This is a genomic window from Alloalcanivorax sp. C16-2 (assembly GCF_046507615.1).
Lineage (GTDB): Bacteria > Pseudomonadota > Gammaproteobacteria > Pseudomonadales > Alcanivoracaceae > Alloalcanivorax > Alloalcanivorax marinus_A.
In genome coordinates this window covers 721,907-742,989 of sequence record NZ_JBKFTL010000001.1, presented here as the reverse complement: position 1 = coordinate 742,989, position 21,083 = coordinate 721,907, and the positions used below count along the sequence as shown (strand labels likewise).

Genomic DNA, 21,083 nt, shown 5'->3' with positions numbered 1-21,083 from the left:
GGTGTCATCAATATGAGCAACCGTTTCAGAGTGGTCTTCCGTCGCGAGTCACAATGATCGAAGCTGTGGGGATGAAGAATCCCCGTGCTTTTCTCGAATCCCTGTTCCATGCCGCCGTGACGGCGTCTCTTCCCGAACACTGCCTGCCGCCGCGCCTGCCCGGGCCCGCGCCAGGGCGTACCCTGGTGCTGGGCGCCGGCAAGGCGGCGGCGCACATGGCCGCGGTGCTGGAGCAACACTGGCCCGGCGACCCGGCGTGTCTCGAGGGCCTGGTGGTGACCCGCCACGGCCAGGCGGTGCCGACCCGCCACATCGAAGTGGTGGAAGCCGCCCACCCGGTGCCGGATGCCGCCGGCGAACAGGCCGCCCGGCGCATGCTGGCGCTGGCCGAAGGCCTCACCGCCGAGGACCGTGTGATCGCCCTGATCTCCGGCGGCGGCTCTTCCCTGCTGCCGTTGCCCGCCCCCGGCCTGACCCTGGCCGACAAACAGGCTCTCAGCCGGGCACTGTTGCGCAGCGGCGCCACCATCTCCGAGATGAACACCGTTCGGCGGCATCTGTCGGCGATCAAGGGCGGTCGCCTGGCCGCCGCCTGCCACCCGGCCCCGGTGCACAGCCTGCTGATCTCCGACGTGCCCGGCGATGCCCCCTGGGACATTGCCTCCGGGCCCACCGTGGCCGATCCCACCCGGCGCCAGGACGCGCTGGCCATTCTGCGTCGTTACCACATCGACACGCCGCCGTCGGTGCGCGCCCACCTGGAGCAGCCGGACAGCGAAACCGTGAAACCGGACGATGAACGCCTGGCCGGCAACACGGTAACCCTGGCGGCCAGCGCCCAGACCGCCCTGGAGGCCGCCGCCCAGGCCGCCCGGGCCGCCGGCGTCACGCCTTTGATTCTCGGCGACGGCCTGGAAGGCGAAGCCCGGGAACTGGGCCGGGTGCTGGCTGGCATCGCCGGCCAGGCACGCCGCCACGGCCAGCCGGTGGCGGCGCCCTGCGTATTGCTGAGTGGCGGCGAGACCACGGTGACGGTGCGCGGCCAGGGCGTGGGCGGGCGCAATGTGGAAGGGCTTCTGGGCTTTGGCCTGGCGCTCGGTCCCGCTCCCAACGTGCACGCCCTGTTCGCCGACACCGACGGCGTCGACGGCGGCGCCGAACTGGCCGGCGCCTGGTGGACGCCGGACACCCTGGACCGCGCCGCCGAACGCGGCCTGGATGCCCGCGCCGCCCTGGATGACAACGACGGCCACGGGTTTTTCCAGGCCCTCGGCGACAGCCTGGACAGCGGCCCCACCGGCACCAACGTGAACGACTTCCGCGCCATCCTGATCACCTGAGCAGGCGCCCGGGTCAGTGACCGGCCCGGCGCCGGTCGGCTATGCTCGCCGGAGACTCAGCCACCGATATAAGGAAGCCGGTCATGGCCATAATGATTCTGGGACTCGTCGTGTTCCTCGGCGTGCACTCGATTCGCATCGTCGCCGAGCCCTGGCGCCAGGCACGCATCCAGCGAATGGGTCCGATGGCCTGGAAAGGCCTGTACTCCGTGGTGGCCCTGATCGGGCTGGTGCTGGTGATCTGGGGCTACGGCCAGACCCGGCTGGACCCGGTGTGGGTATGGCAGCCACCCACCGCCCTTCGCCACCTCACCCTGTTGCTGATGATTCCGGCGATGATCCTGCTGGTGGCCGCCTATGTGCCCGGCAATGCCCTCAAGGCCCGTCTCGGCCACCCCATGCTGCTGGCGGTGAAGGTGTGGGCCCTGGCCCACCTGCTGGCCAATGGCCGGCTCGGCGACATCATCCTGTTCGTGGCCTTCCTGGTCTGGGCGATCCTGGCGTTCCGCGCCGCCCGGCGCCGGGAGCCGGCCGCCGGTGGCGGCGGCCGGGGCGCCGCCACCCTGATCACCGTGGTGCTGGGCCTGGTGTTGTACGGCCTGTTCGCCGGCGTGCTGCACGCCTGGCTGATCGGCGTGCCGGTGATGCCCGGCGCCTGACGCTCAGAAGGCGTGGCGCAGGCTCAGTGTCACGCTGCGCGGCGCGCCGAAATAGGTCTGCCGGGTGCCACCCAGGCGCGAGTAATAGTACTCGTCGAAGACGTTGTCCACGGTAAGAGTGACCTCGGAGCCCGGCGCGTAACGGTAGCCCGCCTGAAGGGTGGTCACGGTGAAGTGCTCCTGGGTAGCGCGGATGCCCTGGGTCTCATACCAGATCTGGCTCTGCGAGCGCACCCCGCCACCCACGGACAGGCCATCCAGGGACCCCGGCGCGAAACGATAACGGGTCCACAGGCTGAAAGCGTGGCGTGGCACCTGACTGTTGAACACGCCCTCGCCCCCTTCCTGGTACTCGGTGTCGGTGTAGGTGTAGCCGGCCTTCAGATTCCAGCGCGGCAGCAGCTCACCGCTGATCTCCAGTTCGCCGCCCTCGCTGACCACCTCGCCGGCGGCGATGGCGTAGCCGGTTCCCGGAGGCGCCGCCGGATCGGTCATTGAGCGGTTGCGGTCCTCGATACGGAACAGCGCCGCCTGGGCGGTAATGCGCCGCGTCAGCCCTTCGGCCTTGAGGCCGATCTCGTACTGGCGGCCCTCGCGAGGTTCCAGGATGTCGTCGTTGCTATCACGGGTGGTCTGCGGCGCGAAGATGGTGCTGTAGCTGGCGTAGGCCGAGAGCCGCCGGGTCAGATCCTGGACGATGCCGGCGTAAGGCACGAACTCCCGGGGCCGGCTTTGCTCCGCCTGGTCGTTGAGCCGGTCCTCGGTGTTCCACCAGGCCAGCTGCCCGCCCAACAGTACGGTGGTGTTGTCCAGGGGCCGCAGGCGCACCTGACCATAGAGCGCCGACTGCTCGGTGGTGGCTTCGGTGCTGTTTTCCACCGCCAGATCCGGCTCCGGGACATGCACGTCCGGGTTGAAGATGTCCTGGTAGATGATGCCCTGGCCGTAACTGGACAGGTTGTAGCCCACGTCCCGGCGGTTGCGACGCCAGTTGGCGCCCACCAGCAGTTCGTGCTGGCCACCGAAAGCGGCGAACGGCAGGTTCAGGTGGGCGTCCACGGCGGTGTCCACCTCTTCGGTTTCGATGGCGATCGGCAGCATGCCCACCAGGCCGGTGTTGGGGTCGATGGGCGTGGCACCCCAGCCCAGGTGTTTGCTGTCGGCGCGACGCCGCAGCCGGCGGGCGCTCACCGTGGCGCGGCCGCCGTTGTCCAGAGCGTGGGCCAGCTCGGCGAAGACGCTGGTGATGCTGTCGTCCTTGTAGCCCCAGTCCGCGCCCACGAAGGTGGAGCGGGACAGATGCGCGAGCTCCCCGTCCGGATAGATCGAGACCCCGTAAAAGGGCCGGAAATCACCGCTCTGGTGGGCGGCGCCGGCGGTCAGCGTGGTGCGGTCCGTGAGGTCGTAGGCCAGGGTGCCGTAGATCACCTTCTTTTTCGAATAAACGTAATCGGTGAACGATTGGCGGTCGTCGTACACCGCCACCGCCCGGCCGCGCAGACGACCGCCCTCGCTAAGCGGGCCGGTAACGTCCAGCTCGCCCCGGTAGGCATCCCAGGAACCGGCGGACAACGCGCCGCTGGCCTGGAACTGGCGGCGGGCGCGCTTGCGCACGAAGTTCAGGGTGCCGCCGGGGTCGCCGGCGCCGTCCAGCAAGCCGGTGGGGCCGCGCCAGATTTCCACGCGGTCGTAGAGCGCCATGTCGAAGAAACTGGTGCTCCAGGTGCCCTGCCCGGCGCCCACCGGCATGCCATCGATCTGGTAGCTGTTGAAGTCATAGCCCCGGGACGAGACGTTGTCGGTACCGGTGCCGTAGCCGGACACCGTGATGCCGGTGGCGTAGCGCATGGCTTCGGCCAGTGTATGGGCATTCTGCTCGTCGAGCTGCTGGCGGGTGACCACCGATACCGACTGCGGCGTTTCGCGCAGGGAGCGGGCGCTCTTGCCGATGGTCACCACCTCGGCGGCATAGGCCCCGCTGTCCTCGGTGCGGCCCGGGTCCGCGGCCAACCCGCTGCCGCGCACGGATACCGGCGCCAGCCGACGCGTCCGGGAGGCATGCACGGTGACCGTGCGCGGCCCCTGGAAGTCGGCGTACAAGCCGGTGCCGGCAAGCAGTTCAGCGAGCCCTTCCCGGGCGCTGTAGCGACCGCGCAAGCCGGGACTGGCCTTACCGGCGGTGAGCCCGGCGTCGATGGACAGTTCCAGGCCGGCGGCCACGGCGAAGCGGTTGAGCACCCGGTCCAGGTCGCCGGCGGCAATGTCGAAACGCTGGCGGGTGTCTTGCGCGGGTGCCGCCGCCGGCGCCTGGGCGCGAGCCGGGGCGGGCACCAGCAGGGCCGGCACGACGACCAGCGTGGCGGCGCCCAGCAGGCCAGCCACGGCGGAGCCGGCGGCGCGGCGCGAAAATACGGTCATGGGGTCCCCTCTCGATCACATCGGAATTTCAGTGTCTTCTACTGGTCTTCCGAACGAACGCGGCGATCCCTCAATCTTTTTTCTCGATGCGGATCCACAACGGCGTGTAGTGGCGCACCCGCACCGGCAGAGCCCGGGCCAGCGCGTCCAGCGCGCGGTCCGTGTCGGTGAGCGAAAACACACCGGTGACCCGCAGGCCGGCCACCTCGGGCTGGTACTGCACCAGCCCGTGGCGGTAACGGGCCAGCTCGTCGGCGAATTCCGCCACGGTCATGCGCTCCGCCACCAGTTGCCCGCGCCGCCAGGCCGGCGCCTCCTCGGTAAGCGGGCGCGGCGTGCCCACCCGGCCGGCGCGGAAGGCCGCGCCATGACCCGCGTCGAGACGCACCGGCCGGGCCTCGCCGCTGGCGCGCAGCGACACGGCCCCCTGGTACACCGCCACGCGGGTGTCCCGGTCGGTGCGGCGTACCGTGAAACGGGTGCCCAGGGGCCGCACCGCGCCGTCCCGGGTGCGCACCCGGAAAGGCCGGGCATCGCCATGGCCGGTGGTCACCAGCACTTCCCCCCGGTGCAGGCGAATTTCCCGCCCCCGGTCGTTGAAGTCCACGTCCAGGGCGGTATCGGTGTTGAGCACCAGAACGGTGCCATCGGCCAGGGTATGGGTGGCGGCCTCGCCAACGCCGGTGGCCAGATCCGCCCATTGTCGCTGCCACAGGCCCTGGCGGGCACCGCCATAGCCCAGGGCGCCAAGGGTGAGCGCCGCCGCGCCCAGGCCCAGCACCTGGCGCCGGGTCAGGGGCGCGCGCCGGGCCAGCAGATCGCTACGGGCAGCGTGGGCCGGTACCGAACGCAGGGCGCCGTCCAGCTCCAGCAGGTGCCGCCAGACCCGCTCGTGGCGGGGGTCCGCCCGGCGCCAGGCGTCGCAGGCGGCGTGATCGCCGTGGTCGGCGTCGTCCCGGCCCAGGCGCGCCAGCCAGCGGCTTGCCTCGCGCACCAGGGCCGGGTCCAGGAGGTCGTCGCTCACGGGCGGCGCTCCAGGGCGGCACGCAGGCACACTTCCAGGCCCCGGGCGATGTACTTCTCCACCGAGGACACGGACACCCCCAGGCGCTCGGCGATGACGGCATAGGACAAACCTTCCAGACGGGACATCAGGAAGGCGCGGCGGGGTTTGTCCGGCAAGCGGTGCAGCAGGGCGTCGATTTCCACCAGGGTTTCGATTACCTGGGCCCGGGTCTCTTCGGAAGGCACCTCCGGCTCGGGAAGCTCGCGCAGGGCCTCCAGGTAGGCAGCCTCGATGCGCCGGCGGCGGAACAGGTCGATCATCAACCCCTTGGCGATGCGGGTCAGATGCCGGCGCGACTGGTGCGGCTCCGGCAACCGGCCCCGCACCAACACCCGCAAGTAGGTGTCCTGGGCAAGATCGGCGGCGGTGTGGGAACAGCCCACCCGAGACCGCAACCAGCCGGACAGCCAGCCGTGGTGGTCGGCGTACAGCACGCCCAGTTCCCGCCGCAGGCTCGCTTGCGCTTGGTTGCGTTCCGCTCTGTCGGTCATAGGAATGCCGCGCGGCCCCTCGCCCTTTGCCATTGGAAAGAGCGGGCAATATAAATAATAACCATTCTCACGGCAAACCAGCGGACGGCTTCGTGCCGGGTTCCGACCTTTTTTCACGGCCGGGGCACTGATACGCCGCGCCAGAGCGGCTATACTGCCGGGTTCACGGACCCCGACCTTATCGCTCAACCCGGAGTTTTTCGATGCGCGCATTCGGTGTAGTGATGATCACCGCGCTGCTGGCCGGTTGTGGCCAGAAAGGCCCGCTGTACTTCGCGCCCCAGGAGCCGGCCCGGGCGGCGCCACCGGCCCAGGACACGCCCGCGGCCACGTCCGACGATGAGGACGCCGACGGCAAACAGGACGACGACTCGGAACAAAACTGATGGACCCTTTCTCCTATCGCGACGGCACGCTGTTCGCCGAGGAAATGCCAGTGGCACAACTGGCGGAACGCTTTGACACGCCCCTTTATCTGTATTCCCGGGCGGCGCTGGAGGAGCGTTACAACGCCTTCGATGAGGCCTTCGGCGACCATCCGCACCGCATCTGCTACGCGGTAAAGGCGAACAGCAACCTGGCGGTGCTCAACGTGCTGGCACGCTGCGGCGCCGGCTTCGACATCGTCTCCGGCGGCGAGCTGGAGCGGGTGCTGCGCGCCGGCGGCGACCCGGACAAGATCGTGTTTTCCGGGGTCGGCAAGACCGCCGAGGAAATGGCCGCTGCCCTGAAGGCCGGCATCCATTGCTTTAACGTGGAATCCGCCGCCGAGCTGGAACTGCTCAATCTGGTGGCCGGCGAGCTGGACACCCGCGCGCCGATCTCGATTCGCGTCAATCCGGACGTGGACGCCCAGACCCATCCGTACATCTCCACCGGGCTCAAGGAAAACAAATTCGGCGTCGACATCCAGAAGGCACCGGCGCTGTACCAGCGCGCCACCGAACTGCCGCACATCACGGTGCGCGGCATCGACTGCCACATCGGCAGCCAGTTGACCCGGCTGGACCCGTTCGAGGATGCCCTGGAGCGCGTGCTCAAGTTGCTCGGCGAACTGCAGGCCCTGGGCATCGAGATCCACCACCTGGATCTGGGCGGCGGCCTGGGCGTGACCTACCGGGACGAGACCCCGCCGGCGGCGGCGGACTATGTGGCGGCGCTGCTCAAGCACATCCCCGGCGAACTGCCGGTGCACATCGAGCCGGGCCGCTCGATCGCCGCCAACGCCGGGCTGTTCATCACCCAGGTGCTGTTCCTCAAGCCCACCGAGCACCGTAACTTCGCCATCGTCGACGGCGCCATGAACGATCTGATCCGGCCAAGCCTGTACTCCGCCTGGCAGGACATCGTGCCGGTAACGCCCCACGAGGCGGATTGCCGCGACTGGGACATCGTGGGCCCGGTGTGCGAAACCGGCGACTTCCTGGGCAAGGATCGGGCCCTGGCCCTGGAGCCCGGCGATTTGCTGGCGGTGCGTTCCGCCGGCGCCTACGGCTTCGCCATGGCCAGCAACTACAACAGCCGCAACCGTCCCGCCGAAGTCATGGTGGACGGCGATCAGGCCTTCCTGGTGCGCGCTCGGGAGACCCTCGAGGATCAGTTGCGCCTGGAAACCCTGCTCCCTTGAGGCCGGGGACGCCGCCATGATCCTCGACCGCCGGCTGCTGGTGTTCACGGATCTGGACGGCTCCCTGCTGGATCACCACGACTACGACTGGTCGCCGGCGGCGCCCTGGCTGGAACGGCTGGCCGCCGCCGGCGCGGCGGTAATCCCGGTGACCAGCAAGACCCGCGCCGAACTGACCGCCCTGCGCCGGGAGTTGGGTCTCGCCGGCACCCCCTTCGTGGCCGAGAACGGGGCCGTGATCGGCCTGCCCACCACCTGGCGACGCCCGGACGATCCGCCCGCCGACGTCGATGACCTTACCCTGCTTACCCCCGGCGACGATGCCGCCTCCCTGGCCGGGCGTCTGCACCGGCTGGCCGCCGAACAGGATGCGCCGGTGCGCCTGCTGTCGGAGCTGAATGACGCGGAGGTGGCCGAGCTGACCGGTCTGTCGCCCTCGGAAGCGGCCCTGGCGCGCCGCCGGGAAGGCAGCCAGCCGCTGATCTGGGATGGCGATGAGCCGGGTTGGCGGCGCTTTTGCATGGCCTTGCAACGGGACGGCCTGACCGTGACCCGGGGAGGGCGCTTCCATCACGTCATGGGCCATGTGGACAAGGGCCGGGCGGTGCGCTGGCTGGCCGAGCGTTTCCGGGCCCTGCACCGGGTGCGGCCCGCCACCCTGGGCCTGGGCGACGGCCCCAACGATGTGCCCCTGCTCACCGCCTCGGACCGGGCGGTGCTGATTCGAGGCGCCCACGGGCTGCCGGTAACCGTGCCCCACGAGCATCTGTACCGCACCCGGCACAGCGGCCCCCGGGGCTGGGCGGAGGGGCTGGACCACTGGTTGAGCAATTCCTTGGAGGACGGCGGATGAGCGATTTCTACCAGAACGGCGTGATCACCAATTTCCACAATCTGAACCAGCGTTCCCTGGAGGATCTGGAACAGGAGCTGGTGCGCTGCGCCCGGCGCCGGCCCATGGGGCTGATCCTGCCGTCGCTGTATTCGGAGCTGGAGGGGCCGGCACTGAACCATATCGTCGATGAGCTGGCGCGGGTGCCCTACCTCAACGAGATCATCATCGGCCTGGACCGGGCCGACCGGGACCAGTTCCTGCGCGCCCGCGAGTTCTTTTCCCGCCTGCCCCAGCACCACCGCATCCTGTGGAACGACGGCCCGCGCCTGCGCGCCCTGGACGCGGAGCTTCAGACCGAGGACCTGGCGCCCTCGGAGCCGGGCAAGGGCCGCAATGTCTGGTATTGCGGCGGCTACGCGCAGATTTCCCGGCGCACCGAGGCGGTGGCGCTGCACGACTGCGACATCGTCACCTACGACCGTGGCCTGCTGGCGCGGCTGATCTACCCGGTGGCCAACCCCCAGTTCAACTACGAGTTCTGCAAGGGCTATTACCCGCGCATCGCCGACGGCAAGCTCAATGGCCGGGTGGCGCGGCTGATGGTGACGCCGATGCTGCGCGCTCTGAAGAAGATCTACGGCAACCTGCCCTACCTGGAGTATCTGGACAGCTACCGCTATCCACTGTCCGGGGAGTTCTCCATGCGCACCGACCTGCTGGAGAGCATCCGTATTCCCAGCGACTGGGGGCTGGAGATCGGCGTGCTTTCCGAGGTACACCGCAATTACTCCACCAAGCGGCTGTGCCAGGTGGACATCGCCGACGCCTATGACCACAAGCACCAGCCGATGTCCGAGGACGACCAGGCCGGTGGCCTGAACCGCATGAGCCTGGACATCGCCAAGGCGCTGTACCGCAAACTGGCGACCCTGGGGGTGCAGATTAACGCGGAGGATTTCCGCACCATCAAGGCAACCTATTACCGCATCGCTCTGGACCTGATCGAGGCTTACTACAACGACGCCCTGATGAACGGCCTTAAACTCGACCGGCACAGCGAGGAGCAGGCGGTGGAGCTGTTCGCCGACAACCTGATGGTGGCCGGCCACGCCTTCCTCGAGCATCCCCGGGACAAGCCCTTCATTCCCAGCTGGAACCGGGTGCAGGCGGCCTTCCCGGATCTGTTGGATCGCCTTCACGAGGCGGTGGAGCTCGACAACGCCGGGGACGTTTGAAGGGTTGGTCTCTCCATCTGGGCCGCGTCTCGGGCCGCTCCTACTGAGACAGGACCAACTGCTGGCCGCCGCCGCCCTGGCTGAGGGTGCGGTGCAGGACCGGCAGAGCCGCCCGCAATTGCTCGCCCAGGGTCCAGGGCGGGTTGAGTACCACCATGCCGGAGCCGGTCATGCCCCGGGCGCCGCCGTCGCGGAGCACGCACAACTCCGCGCGCAGGTGCTGGGGCGCCAGGGCCATGAGCCGCGCCGCGAACCGGTCCGCCCGGCGCCGCTCCAGCAGCGGGTACCAGATCGCGAAACAACCGGTATTGAAGCGCCGCAGCCCCTCCTCCACGGCCGCCAGGGTGGCGGCCTCGTCGCCGCCCAGTTCATAGGACGGGTCGATCAGCACCAGCCCCCGTTTGTGGGCCGGCGGCAGCAATGCCTTGATGCCGGCCAGGGCGTCCTGTTTGACCACGCGGACGCGCCGGTCGTCCTGGAAACGGGCTTCCAGCAGTTCGAAATCGGTGCCGTGCAGTTCGGTGACCTGCAGGCGGTCCTGCTCGCGCAGCAGGGCGGCGCTGATCGCCGGCGAGCCGGGGTAATGGCTAAGCGCTCCCGGGCGGCTGAAACCGGCCACCACATTCAGGTAGCGGTTGATCAGCGGCGCCTCGAAGCGCTGCTCCCAAAGGCGACCGATACCTTCCCGGTATTCCCCGGTTTTCTGCATATGGGCGTCGTCCACGGCGTACAGCCCGGCGCCGCCGTGGGTATCGTGCACCACGAACGGCTTGTCCTTGAGGCGCAGGTGATCGAGCACCGCCACCTGGACCATATGCTTGAGCACGTCCGCGAAGTTGCCGGCGTGGTAGGAGTGGCGATAGGAGAGCATGGGTGCATCCGCGGCGTTGGGAGCCGCCCATTGTAGGTAGGAGCGGCTTCAGCCGCGATAGACTTTTGCTGTTGCCGCGGCCGGACCGGCCTCTCCGTTGCCCCGGTCCTCTCCCCGCCCTGTTCCCGCGCCCGAGCGGCCCGTACAATAGTGCGTCCAGACAAACAGCCCGACGGGTTCCCCCATGCGCCTTCGCTTTACCAAAATGCACGGCCTCGGCAACGACTTCATGGTCGTCGACGGCCTGTCGCAGCCCCTCCCCGAGGATGGCCCTCCGCTGTCGGAGACGGATTTGCGACGCCTGGGTGACCGTCACTTCGGCGTCGGTTTCGATCAGTTGCTGGTGGTACAGCCGCCCCGCCACGAGGGCGTGGACTTCCGCTACCGGATCTTCAACAGCGATGGCTCCGAGGTGAGCCAGTGCGGCAACGGGGCGCGCTGTTTCGCACGCTTCGTGCGCGACCAGGGCCTGACCCGCAAGCACGAAATCCGGGTGGAAACCGCCGAGGGCCTGATGACCCTGAAAGTCACCGACGACGGCCTGGTGACCGTGGACATGGGGGCGCCGCGCTGGGCGCCGGCGGCGATCCCGTTCCAGGCCGACGCCGAGGCGGACACCTATATCCTGGTGGCCGGCCAGAACGCCTATGAAGTGTCCGCCGTGGGCCTGGGCAACCCCCATGTGGTGCTGCTGGTGGAAAACGTGGATACCGCGCCGGTGGCCACCCTGGGCCCGGAGCTGGAGCGCCACGAGCGCTTCCCGGAGCGGGTTAACGCCGGCTTCATGCAGATTCTCAACCGCCACGAGATCCGCCTGCGGGTGTTCGAGCGCGGCGCCGGCGAAACCCTGGCCTGCGGCTCCGGTGCCTGCGCCGCGGTGGTGTGTGGCCAGCGCCGAGGCCTGCTGGACGACGACGTCACCGTGCATCTGGCCGGCGGCACCCTGCAGGTGCATTACGACGGCCAGGGTGGCATCCGGATGACAGGCCCGGCCAGCCGTGTCTATGATGGCGAAATCGACGTGGAGGCTCCCGCATGACCGACGATACCCTGCCCGGCGCCGATCAGGTGGCCGCCTTTCTGCGCCGCCATCCGGAATTCTTCCAGGATCGGCCCGACCTGCTCGAACTGATGCGTTTGCCGGACCCGCGCGGGCCGGCGGTTTCGCTGCTGGAACGCCAGGCCTCGATCCTGCGCGACCGCAATCAGGAACTGCGCGAACGGCTCAACGGGCTGATCGACGTGGCCCGGGAAAACGACCTGCTGTTCGAACACACCCGCCGCCTGACCCTGGCGCTGCTGGAAGCGCGCAGCACCGACAAGCTGCTGCGCCAGTTGCTGCGCGGCCTGGAGGATGAATTCCGCTGCGACACCGTGTCCCTGTTGCTCCACGACCGGGAAGCCAAGCTGCTTGGCGAGGTGCGCAAACAGGTGCGATTCATGGACCCGGACGACCTGCCCAGCGCCCTGGGCCCGCTGCTGCGCACCGGCAAGGCGGTGTGCGGCATCCTGCGCCAGGCGGAGCTGGAAGCGCTGTTCCAGGACCGGGCGGAGCAGGTCAAATCCGCCGCCGTGGTGCCCCTGGAGCATAATGGCCGCCTGGGCGTGCTGGCCATTGGCAGCGCCGATGCCATGCACTTCCGCAGTTCCCTGGGCACCCTGTTCATCACCCACATCGGCCAGGTGCTCAGCCGCCGGCTGGTGGAAGTGAGCGGCCCCGCCGCCGCCCGCCACGCGCAACGCGCCTGACCGCCGTGGACTCCCGGCAGGCGGCCATCGACGCCTTCGTCCGCCACCTGGCCAGTGAGCGGCGGCTGTCGCCGCACACCGTCAAACACTACCGCCGCGACCTGAACACCGCCGCCGAAGCCCTGGATCTGGACTGGGCGGCGGTCACCGCCCACGACGTGCGCGCCCTGGTGGCGCGCCTGCACCGGCGCGGCCTGGGCGGGCGCAGCCTGCAGCGGTTGCTGTCCTCGCTGCGCACCTTCTACACCTGGCTGATCCGCGAACGGCGCGCCACCGACAATCCCGCTTTGGACGTGCGCGCCCCGAAAAGCGGACGCCGCCTGCCCAAGGCCCTGGACGCCGACCAGACCCGCGCCCTGCTCGACCACCCGGACGGCGACGGCCCCCTGGCGCGCCGCGACCAGGCCATGCTGGAGCTGCTGTATGGCTGTGGCCTGCGGCTGGCGGAATTGCTCAGCCTGGACCTGGACAGCGTTTCCGCCGGGTCGGCGGAGCTGGTGGTCACCGGCAAGGGCAACAAGACCCGGGTACTGCCGGTGGGCAAGCCGGCCCTGGCGGCCCTGCGCGCCTGGCTCCAGGCGCGCCCCAGCCTGGCCCACGACCCGGAGGAGCGCGCTCTGTTCGTCAGCCAGCGCGGTCGCCGCCTGTCGCCCTCCGCCGTGCAGCAGCGACTGCGCCGCGCCGCCCGTGCCCGTGGTCTGGGCGATCATCTGCACCCACACAAGCTGCGTCATTCGTTCGCCACCCACGTGCTGGAGAATTCCGGTGACCTGCGCGCCGTCCAGGAATTGCTTGGCCACGCCAACCTGAGCACCACCCAGGTCTATACCCACCTGGACTTCCAGCACCTGGCCAAGGTGTACGACGGCGCCCACCCACGGGCACAACGCAAGAACGAAAAAGAGGATTCCTGACATGGCGCTGCGACTGATCACCTTCGACCTGGACAACACCCTGTGGCCGGTGGACGAGGTGATCCGGCAGGCGGAGCGCGCCACCAGCGAATGGATCGCCGAGCGCCACCCGGACGCCGCCGAGGCGCTCACCGCTGGCCGCATCCGCGCGGTACGCGACCGCCTGGTGCGTGAACACCCGGATTACCTGAACAACCTCACCCGGCTACGCCGCGACGCCATGGCCGAGGCCTTCATCGCCGCCGGCTTCGCCGACCGGGAAGCCCGCCATATCGCCGCCGATGCTTTCCAGGTTTTCCACCAGGCGCGCAACCAGGTGACCTTCTTCCCCGGCGCCCTTGAGGTACTCGAGACCCTGGCGGACAGCTACGCCCTGGGGGCACTCAGCAACGGCAATTCGGATCTGAAGCGAGTCGGCATCGACGACTTGTTCGCCTTCCATCATTCCGCGGAAAGCGTGGGCCGGCGCAAGCCGGAGCCGGACATGTTCCATGCCGCCCTGCGCAGCGCCGGAGTATCAGCGGACCAGGCCCTGCATGTGGGCGACCATCCGCTGGAGGATGTGGATGCGGCCCGCCGGCACGGTTTTCAGGCGGTGTGGGCCAACCTGATCGATCTGGACTGGCCGGCGGACCTGGACCGGCCGGCCCATCACATTCATCATCTGCGGGAACTCACCGACCTGCTGCCGCTACTGGACAACTGATCGCCATGACCGACACCCGCCTCGCCCTGAACGGCCTGCTCGACGACCTGCAGACGGAAATGGAAAGCCTGAACCTTTGGGAAGGCCTGCCGCCGGAGCCGGCGGCGTTCGAAAGCGCCACCCCCTTCTTCGCCGACACCATGGCCTTTACCCAATGGCTGCAATGGGTGTTCATCGCCCGCTTCCGGGCGATCCTGGCCGAGAACCACCCGCTGCCGGCGCAATGCGACGTGGCGCCACTGGCCGAGGAAACCCTGCGCGACCTGCCCGAGGAAACCGACCGGCTGGTGGACCTGCTCCGCGAGTTCGACGGCCACTTCTAACCGTGAGATCGCGACTGAAGTCGCTCCTACCGCGGTCTGGATCGTGTGGTAGGAGCGACTTCAGTCGCGATCACGCCCTACGCCATGCGGCGGCCAGGCGCCCCCTCCTGAATCAGGCTGTCGCCCAACAAAGCCAACCAGCCGTTCTCATCCTCACCACCGGACAGAGTCCACAGCCAGCGGCCCTGGGCATCCAGCCCTTCAAGAGCGGTGACCACCCGGCCGGCGCCGGGCCGGCGCAACCGCCAGACACTGGCCACCCGGCCCATGTCCAGGGACACCAACACGCCGTTATGGGCCAGATGGCAATGCCCCTTTTGCCAGCGTGGCGCCGACCAGGGCGCGGTCATGCACAACCGCACGCCGCTGTTGCCGGTGCACACCGTGAAGCCGTGCTCCCGGCGGCTGGCCAGCGCCAGCAGGGAGGGCACGGTCTCCGCCCGCACCGGGCAGGCGAACTTGTCGCGCACCGCCTGGTACAACACCTGGCGGCGGTCGCCGACCCGCGCCAACAACTCATTGAAGCCGTCGTCGTCGCCGTGGGACCACTGCCGCTCCAGCTCGGCCACCGAGGGCACCGCCGCCGGCGGCACCGGCAGACGTGGCGGCGGCGCGCCCAGTTGGCGCTGATCGGGGTGCAGCATGGCGCACACCAGCTCCTCGAAGGCCAGGCCGCCGGTTTCCGGCGCCACCGCCATTTGCTGCACCGGTTCGCCGAAGCGGTCGAAGAACAGCAGGCTGCGGGCGGGCAGATCCGCCACCGGCGCCAGCACCGCCATCACCGAACGCCACAGGGGCAGGTTCAGGTGCTGGTTGAGGCGGCACTGGCTGCCCCTGGATTCCAGCCCGTCCTCGCCGTTAAGCAGGGCCGGATAGCGCATCGATTGGGATACCCGGCCACCGTCGGCGAAGGTGGTGACCACCAGGGCCCCCAGCCGATAGAGCCCCTTGAGGATGGCCAGGGGCTCGTCCTGGAGCCGCAGTACCCGGTCACCGAGGGCGGCTCGGCAATGATGAAAAGTGGTGGATGCCTGGGTCTTGGGCATCAGGGTTGTCACCGTCACGGCGGGCCTCCTTGCGAAATCAGGGAGTGGGCAGCTGGCGACGGCTGGCTTTCCACAGTCAGGGAGAACTCGGTTTTATTTGGTCAGGATCAACCGGTCGTTAGCGGTGCGCCGCAGCAGGTAGCGCTCGCCACCGTGCTCGATCCACAGCTTGCCGTCCTGGTTAAGCAGTGCCCGGCTGGCCACGCTGCTGTCGTCGGCGATGGCGATGCGACGACCGGCGGGCCGGCGGCTGGCCAGGGCGGGATTGTGCGCGCGGGTCAGGGTGCCTTGGGACATGACATTTCTCCTTAAATGTATTTGAGAATCATTATCATTAGTTAAATCGATACCGTCAACGCCCTTGTGACCCTCGTGGCAAACAATTTTTAACAGCGTCACAGCCAAAAGGCGGCCTATTCCCGATGGCCGGGCCTGGAGGTCCTTCCTTAACCGCCCTAGACTGAAAGCCATGAATACAGCCATTGCTTCCAACGCCATTGAAACGCCGCAGGAAAAGCTGGCGGCCATTCTCGACAGCCACCAGCCGAAAAGCCTGCTGACCCTCAGCCTCAATCCGGTGCCGGTGGCCGAACACTGGGCCCGGGACCACGATTGCGAACTCATCCATATTCAGGAGTTGAATCCGTTCGACGAACTGGAACGCATCCAGCGGGTGGACATGGCCGTGGTCGCCGATCAGCTTGAGTACATGAGCCGCCGCGATGGCGAGGCCCTGCTGGGCCTGCTGCGCAACCTGCACACCGATTCCATCGTCGCGGTGTATCAGCCGCGTCTGGCGCCGGAGAAACTGCGCTGGGCACACAACGGCTTCCTCGCCCTGGGCTGCCGGGAGGAAGGCCATTTCGCCCAGGAAGGCCGCGAACTGGATATCTACAGCTACGACCTGGACAGCTACAACTTCCGGCGTTCCTGGAACAACCCTCGCTTCTGGGCGAACCCGGAAAACTGGGGCAAGTACTGGTGGTGACCGGGCGGGCCAGCGTCGCGCCGCGGCGCTGGTCAAGGCCCGGCGGCTGACGTATGGTGTCGGCGGTTCGCGCAAGGTACCCCGCCATGATCCTGCAACGTCTCAAGGAATCCCTCTATTTCTGGCGCCGCCATCTGGCCGCCCTGTTTCTGGTCAGTGCCCCGTTCACGCTGCTCGGTGAAGCCCTGCAATGGCTGCTGGGGCCAGTGATCGTCAACGGCGCCGACGGCAAGGTGGTGGGGTTCAACGCGCTGAGCATGGCGTTGCTGCTGCTGATCCGTCCGCTCGCCGAAGGCGCCCTGATCGTGCAACTGGCCAGCATTCAGCATGGCCGCCCGCGCGGGCTGCTCGCCTGTGTGCTACCGGCGCTGGCGCGATTCCCGTTCCTGCTGGCCACCTACTTCATGATGGCCCTGGCGGTATCGGTGGGGTGGATGCTGCTGTTCTTCCCGGCGTTGTGGATCTACGCCCGCCTCTGCTTCGCGCCTTTCCGGCTGTTGCTGCGTAACGAAGGGCCGCTACAATCCCTGCAGTCAGCCTTCGAGCGGTCATCGGCCTGCCAGTGGCCACTGCTGCTGAACCTGGTGCTGTCCGGCCTGCTGGTGTTCGCGCTGGCGGCGGTGGTCAACAGCCTGGTGATCGGGCTGCTCGGCGAAAACGCCGGCACCCTGCTGGTCACCGGCCTGATCACGGGCCTGCTGGCGACCCTGGTGAACGTGGTGGCCTTCCGCTTCTGGACCCTGGCGGACGAGCCGCCGGCGGCGCCGGCCCGGGACTGAGCCGGCACGCTATCCGCTCAGGCGGGCACGGTCTTGAGCTCCGGACGGCGGGTCTCGGGAAACGCCTCCAGGCGGCGACGGAAGTCCACCGCCGCCGTCAGCGCCCGCCGCGATAGCACCAGCACGTCCATGTCCCGCGCCAGCAGCGCGTCCTGCTCCGCTTCCTCCAGTGCCTCCGAGGCAACCAACAGCCAGCGCCGGCCCTCATGTTCCAGGGCGTGGGCGGTAATCGCGCCCAGCGGCACCGCGCGCAACCGCGTATCCAGGGGCAGACCCAGTTCCGGCAACCAGTGCCAGGGGTCCGGACGAGCCGGTCGCGTCGGGGCATGCCGCCAGACTCGAAAGCCCTCCTCGCTACCCAGCGCCACGGCGGCCCGGCGCAGCCGCTCCCGGGTCAGATCGGCGATGGTCGGCCAACGCGAATCACCGGTGGGCTCCGGTAGCTGCACCAGCAGGCAACGACGGCGGCCACCGTCCTCCAGGTTCTGCGCCAGCACCGCCTGCCCGGTGGCGCCACTGCCGGCGAAGAAATCCAGCACCAGATCATCCGGCCCGGTGGCCAGCCGCAACAGGAAACGCAACAACGCCGTGGGCTTGGGATAGGCGAACGGCACCTCGCCGTCGAACAGCGCCTGCAGTTCCCGGGTGCCTCCGGTGGCGGTGCCGAAGGTGACACCATCCAGCCAGGTGGCGGCCACCTCGCCGAAAGCGCGCTTTTCCTCCAGGAACACTTTCAGTTGCGGGCGGGCCCGGCCACTGCGCCCGAACACGATGCGCCCGTCCGCGCGTAATGCTTCAAAGCGCTCGGGCCCGGTGCGCCAGCAGCGGCCCGGAGGTGGCCAGAACTCCTCGCCGGTGTGCGGATTGCGGATCGGGTAGGTCAGCCGTGGCCGGCGATTGGGGGCATCGAAGGGGTCCGCTTTCCAGGGGCCACGCGGGTCGTTGTCCGGGTTGCGGTAGCGATCGCTTTTCACCGGCTCGGGGTAGGCGGCGAAACCCGGCTCACGATACCAGAGGGCCTGGTTATCCGGTTTCAGGCGACGCAGCCGGGCACGGCGCCGGCGGGCATAGGCGAGCACGTATTCGTGCTGCACGCACAGATCGGTATCGTTCTGTCGGGAAGTGCGCGACTGCCAGGGGAACATGGCCACGAAGTTACGCGAACCGAACAGCTCGTCGAGCACCAGACGCAGCACATGGACCTCGTGGTCGTCGATGCTGACGAACAGCACACCGTCCTCGCTCAGCAGCTCCCGGGCCAGGGCCAGGCGCGGGTACATCATGCTCAGCCAGCGCCCGTGGTAACGCCCGTCCGGGTGGGCGCCGGCGCCATCGCGGTAGTTATCCGGGTAGAGAAAATCACGGCCGGTGTTGTAGGGCGGATCGATGTAGATCATCTTCACCCGGCCCTGGTAGGCGGCGCGCAGGCTCCTCAGCACCACCAGGTTATCGCCCTCGATCACCGAGTGGGGCGCATCCTCGAAGCGCAGGGAATGCTCCGGCAGCGCGCGCAGCACGCCCCGTGCCGGCGCCCGGATCCCGGCCCGGGCCGCCGCCTTGCCCGGCCAGATGAAGGCGTAATCGCCCTCGTCGTGATCACCGCCCGGGTCCGCCAGCGCCAAAGGCTCCAACCCCTCCCCCGGGACCGGCCAGAATGTCCGTTCATCCATGGTTTTGTCATTTTCCATTTGCATTGCAAAAATCAAATCATACAATTTGGCACAATAGCAATGGAAAATTCTTGCTATTTTGCAGCCGGAAGACTACAAAAACCCAGAGCGCAGACCGGATTTCCGGTCTCGCCCCTCACCACTCAAGGAAAGGACATAACCATGACCAAGGATCTCGACATCGGCGGCCTTCTGCGCGAACGCCGTCTTCAACAAGGCAAGACCCTCAAACAGGTCGCCTCCCGGGCACACACCGATCCGGGCAATTTGTCACGCATCGAACGCAACGAGCAGCAGCTCAGCGTGCCCCGCATGCTCGCTCTGTGCGATGCCCTGAACTGGAAGCCGGAAGAGTTCGTGCGCCGCCTGGAGCGCCGCCGGGGCCACCATGTCGGCGATGTCGCGGCGGACTACAACGGCGCCTCCGGCGGCGGGTTGGAACTGACCTCCGGCGACCGTCTGCAGGTGTCGTTCACCGCGCGCCTGGCGCCCGGCAAGGAGTAACGGGCGTCCGCCCTTGCACGATTTCAAGGGGCGGCCACGTCATATTGCCTATAAGCACAAACCGTGATTTGCACGGTTGCAATTAACACATTGAGGGCGCCAGAGCGGCTACCGACACTTATCAGCATGGATATAGGTGGCATTCTCAAGGAACGGCGCCAGCGCCGGGAAGAAACCCTCGAAGAGGTGGCGTACCGGGCCGGTACGGACGCGGGCAATCTGTCGCGCATCGAACGCAACCGTCAGGATGTGTCCGTGCAGCGTCTGGGGCGCCTGTGCGCGGCCCTGGAGATGTCGCTCACCGAGCTGTTCGAGGAACTGGAGGGGCGTTCCAGAACGCCCCATCTCCGCGACCCGGCCAGCGCCTTCGACAAGGAAACCCGCGAACTGATCAGCATCGTTTCCGCGCTGACGCCGTCGCGGCGACGATTGCTTATGCGCATTGCCGAGGACATTCGCGACAGCAAGGGATTGTCGTGAACGGGCGCGCCGTTCAGGCGCGCTGGTAAATCACGAAGGAATAATCGTAGGGGTTGGGCCCTTCGGCCTGGAAATCATCCCGACCGATTTCCCGCCATTGCGCCGCGTCCAGCACCGGAAAATAGGTGTCGCCGGGCACCTCGGCGTGCACTTCGGTGAGGTAGAGCCGATCCGCCCGGGGCAGCGCCAGGGCGTAAATCTGCGCACCACCGATCACCACTACTTCATCCTGGCCATCGATGTGGGCAACGTGCCCGGCCAGCTCCAACGCCTGGTCCAGAGTCTCCACCACCTTCGCGCCTTCCGCCTGGTAGTCCGGCTGGCGGCTGATCACGATATTGGTACGCCCCGGCAGAGGCCGTTTCAGAGATTCCCAGGTGTTGCGGCCCATGACGATGGGTTTTCCCAGGGTGACCTGCTTGAAGTACTTGAGGTCGTTGGGCAGGTACCAGGGCAGTTTGTTGTCGCGGCCGATGACGTTATTGCTGGCCTTGGCGGCCATCATCGCCAGACGAATGCTCATTGGGTCTCCTCGTGGCCGACAGCGGTCAGACCGCCACCGGCGCCTTGATGTGCGAGTGTGGATCGTAGCCTTCCAGGGTGAAATCCTCATAGCGGAACGCATACAGGTCCTTCACCGCCGGGTTGAGCTTCATGCGTGGCAACGGCCGGGGTTCGCGGGCCAGTTGCCGATCCGCCTGCTCCAGGTGATTGCTGTAGAGATGGGCGTCCCCCAGGGTATGCACGAAATCACCGGGCCGCAGATCGCAAACCTGGGCGATCATCAGCGTCAGCAGCGCGTAGGAGGCGATATTGAAGGGCACGCCGAGAAAGATGTCGCCACTGCGCTGGTAAAGCTGACAACTGAGCTTGCCGTCGGCCACATAGAATTGGAACAGACAGTGGCACGGTGGCAGCGCCTGCCGCCCCATGGCCGCGTTCTCCCTGGGCGACAGGCGCGGGTCCGGCAGCACCGCCGGGTTCCAGGCGCTCACCACCAGGCGGCGGGAATCCGGGTTGCGGCGAATCTCGGCGAGTACCTCATCGATCTGGTCGATGACGGCGCCATCGGCGGTGGGCCAGCAACGCCACTGCTCACCGTACACCGGCCCCAGATCACCGTCCTCGGTGGCCCATTCATCCCAGATACTGACGCCGTTTTCCTTCAGGTAGCCGATATTGGTGTCACCGGACAGGAACCACAGCAGCTCATGGATGATGGATTTCAGATGCACTTTCTTGGTGGTCACCAGCGGGAAACCGTGGGCCAGATTGAAACGCATCTGGTGGCCGAACAGGGCACGGGTGCCGGTGCCGGTGCGATCGCCCTTGATCACGCCCTCATAACGGGCGGTGCGGAGCAGGTCCAGGTATTGCTTCAT

General features: G+C 67.8%; 24 protein-coding genes. 15 read left to right on the top strand and 9 right to left on the bottom strand.

Translation table 11 applies throughout. The features are described from left to right. The first annotated feature begins 53 nt into the window (after positions 1-53). Positions 54-1,340, top strand: coding sequence for a glycerate kinase (locus tag ACLD02_RS03525; protein ID WP_410297950.1), 1,287 nt, complete (start codon positions 54-56; stop codon positions 1,338-1,340). 83 nt (positions 1,341-1,423) lie between these two features. Beyond that, a complete protein-coding gene (locus ACLD02_RS03520) occupies positions 1,424-1,999 on the top strand; it encodes an NnrU family protein (protein ID WP_410297949.1) in 576 nt (191 codons plus the stop codon). Positions 2,000-2,002: 3 nt separating this feature from the next. Here ACLD02_RS03520 and ACLD02_RS03515 read toward each other — a convergent pair whose 3' ends face one another. The 3 genes from ACLD02_RS03515 to ACLD02_RS03505 form a co-directional block, all read right to left on the bottom strand. Beyond that, positions 2,003-4,417, bottom strand: a complete 2,415-nt coding sequence (locus ACLD02_RS03515; RefSeq protein ID WP_410297948.1) for a TonB-dependent siderophore receptor — start codon at positions 4,415-4,417, stop codon at positions 2,003-2,005. A gap of 70 nt (positions 4,418-4,487) precedes the next feature. Continuing rightward, positions 4,488-5,441 (bottom strand): FecR family protein, encoded by a 954-nt coding sequence (locus ACLD02_RS03510; protein WP_410297947.1) that lies wholly within the window; start codon positions 5,439-5,441, stop codon positions 4,488-4,490. Then, on the bottom strand, positions 5,438-5,974 hold the full coding sequence (locus ACLD02_RS03505; RefSeq protein ID WP_203103404.1) for a sigma-70 family RNA polymerase sigma factor: 537 nt from the start codon (positions 5,972-5,974) through the stop codon (positions 5,438-5,440). The genes ACLD02_RS03510 and ACLD02_RS03505 overlap by 4 nt, the downstream gene beginning before the upstream one ends. A 203-nt stretch (positions 5,975-6,177) precedes the next feature. Here ACLD02_RS03505 and lptM point away from each other — a divergent pair, with 203 nt between their 5' ends. The 4 genes from lptM to ACLD02_RS03485 are packed head-to-tail and all read left to right on the top strand — an operon-like array spanning position 6,178 to position 9,671. Continuing rightward, the gene (gene lptM / locus ACLD02_RS03500) at positions 6,178-6,360 is read left to right on the top strand and encodes an LPS translocon maturation chaperone LptM (protein WP_410297946.1); all 183 of its coding nucleotides are present in this window, start codon (positions 6,178-6,180) and stop codon (positions 6,358-6,360) included. Continuing rightward, a complete protein-coding gene (lysA, locus tag ACLD02_RS03495) occupies positions 6,360-7,601 on the top strand; it encodes a diaminopimelate decarboxylase (protein WP_203103406.1) in 1,242 nt (413 codons plus the stop codon). Before lptM ends, lysA begins: the two co-directional genes overlap by 1 nt. A 16-nt stretch (positions 7,602-7,617) precedes the next feature. Continuing rightward, on the top strand, positions 7,618-8,454 hold the full coding sequence (locus ACLD02_RS03490; protein WP_203103409.1) for an HAD-IIB family hydrolase: 837 nt from the start codon (positions 7,618-7,620) through the stop codon (positions 8,452-8,454). Next, a complete protein-coding gene (locus ACLD02_RS03485; RefSeq protein ID WP_203103411.1) occupies positions 8,451-9,671 on the top strand; it encodes a glycosyl transferase in 1,221 nt (406 codons plus the stop codon). Before ACLD02_RS03490 ends, ACLD02_RS03485 begins: the two co-directional genes overlap by 4 nt. 40 nt (positions 9,672-9,711) lie before the next feature. On the opposite strand, the gene ACLD02_RS03480 is transcribed toward ACLD02_RS03485, so the two are convergent. Then, positions 9,712-10,542 carry a 23S rRNA (adenine(2030)-N(6))-methyltransferase RlmJ gene (locus ACLD02_RS03480; protein ID WP_203103413.1) on the bottom strand — a complete coding sequence of 277 codons (831 nt, stop codon included), beginning with the start codon at positions 10,540-10,542 and terminating at the stop codon, positions 9,712-9,714. Positions 10,543-10,726: 184 nt separating this feature from the next. On the opposite strand from ACLD02_RS03480, the gene dapF reads away from it, so the two are divergent. The 5 genes from dapF to ACLD02_RS03455 are packed head-to-tail and all read left to right on the top strand — an operon-like array spanning position 10,727 to position 14,234. Further along, a complete protein-coding gene (gene dapF / locus ACLD02_RS03475) occupies positions 10,727-11,581 on the top strand; it encodes a diaminopimelate epimerase (RefSeq protein ID WP_203103415.1) in 855 nt (284 codons plus the stop codon). Beyond that, positions 11,578-12,291 (top strand): DUF484 family protein, encoded by a 714-nt coding sequence (locus ACLD02_RS03470; RefSeq protein WP_203103417.1) that lies wholly within the window; start codon positions 11,578-11,580, stop codon positions 12,289-12,291. Before dapF ends, ACLD02_RS03470 begins: the two co-directional genes overlap by 4 nt. A gap of 5 nt (positions 12,292-12,296) precedes the next feature. Then, positions 12,297-13,205, top strand: a complete 909-nt coding sequence (gene xerC, locus ACLD02_RS03465) for a tyrosine recombinase XerC (RefSeq protein ID WP_203103419.1) — start codon at positions 12,297-12,299, stop codon at positions 13,203-13,205. Position 13,206: 1 nt separating this feature from the next. Then, a complete protein-coding gene (locus ACLD02_RS03460) occupies positions 13,207-13,911 on the top strand; it encodes an HAD family hydrolase (protein ID WP_410297945.1) in 705 nt (234 codons plus the stop codon). A gap of 5 nt (positions 13,912-13,916) precedes the next feature. After that, positions 13,917-14,234 (top strand): YqcC family protein, encoded by a 318-nt coding sequence (locus ACLD02_RS03455; RefSeq protein WP_410297944.1) that lies wholly within the window; start codon positions 13,917-13,919, stop codon positions 14,232-14,234. Between the two features lie 77 nt (positions 14,235-14,311). Here the strand turns inward: ACLD02_RS03455 and ACLD02_RS03450 are convergent, their stop codons facing one another. After that, positions 14,312-15,298, bottom strand: coding sequence for a hypothetical protein (locus tag ACLD02_RS03450; RefSeq protein WP_338015193.1), 987 nt, complete (start codon positions 15,296-15,298; stop codon positions 14,312-14,314). 75 nt (positions 15,299-15,373) lie between these two features. Next, complete coding sequence (locus tag ACLD02_RS03445; protein ID WP_203103425.1) at positions 15,374-15,577, bottom strand: hemin uptake protein HemP; 204 nt, start codon at positions 15,575-15,577, stop codon at positions 15,374-15,376. A gap of 172 nt (positions 15,578-15,749) precedes the next feature. Here ACLD02_RS03445 and ACLD02_RS03440 point away from each other — a divergent pair, with 172 nt between their 5' ends. Next, positions 15,750-16,268 (top strand): DUF6231 family protein, encoded by a 519-nt coding sequence (locus tag ACLD02_RS03440; protein WP_203103427.1) that lies wholly within the window; start codon positions 15,750-15,752, stop codon positions 16,266-16,268. Between the two features lie 86 nt (positions 16,269-16,354). Then, positions 16,355-17,047, top strand: a complete 693-nt coding sequence (locus ACLD02_RS03435) for a hypothetical protein (RefSeq protein WP_410297943.1) — start codon at positions 16,355-16,357, stop codon at positions 17,045-17,047. A 17-nt stretch (positions 17,048-17,064) separates the two neighbouring features. Here the strand turns inward: ACLD02_RS03435 and ACLD02_RS03430 are convergent, their stop codons facing one another. Further along, positions 17,065-18,717 (bottom strand): site-specific DNA-methyltransferase, encoded by a 1,653-nt coding sequence (locus tag ACLD02_RS03430; RefSeq protein ID WP_203103431.1) that lies wholly within the window; start codon positions 18,715-18,717, stop codon positions 17,065-17,067. Positions 18,718-18,879: 162 nt separating this feature from the next. On the opposite strand from ACLD02_RS03430, the gene ACLD02_RS03425 reads away from it, so the two are divergent. Continuing rightward, positions 18,880-19,221, top strand: a complete 342-nt coding sequence (locus ACLD02_RS03425) for a helix-turn-helix domain-containing protein (protein WP_203103433.1) — start codon at positions 18,880-18,882, stop codon at positions 19,219-19,221. A gap of 126 nt (positions 19,222-19,347) precedes the next feature. Next, positions 19,348-19,701: a helix-turn-helix domain-containing protein gene (locus ACLD02_RS03420; RefSeq protein ID WP_203103435.1), complete on the top strand. Its 354-nt coding sequence runs from the start codon at positions 19,348-19,350 to the stop codon at positions 19,699-19,701. 13 nt (positions 19,702-19,714) lie between these two features. Here the strand turns inward: ACLD02_RS03420 and ACLD02_RS03415 are convergent, their stop codons facing one another. Both ACLD02_RS03415 and ACLD02_RS03410 read right to left on the bottom strand, forming a co-directional pair. Further along, complete coding sequence (locus tag ACLD02_RS03415; RefSeq protein WP_203103437.1) at positions 19,715-20,224, bottom strand: dihydrofolate reductase; 510 nt, start codon at positions 20,222-20,224, stop codon at positions 19,715-19,717. 25 nt (positions 20,225-20,249) lie between these two features. Then, a complete protein-coding gene (locus ACLD02_RS03410; RefSeq protein WP_203103439.1) occupies positions 20,250-21,083 on the bottom strand; it encodes a thymidylate synthase in 834 nt (277 codons plus the stop codon).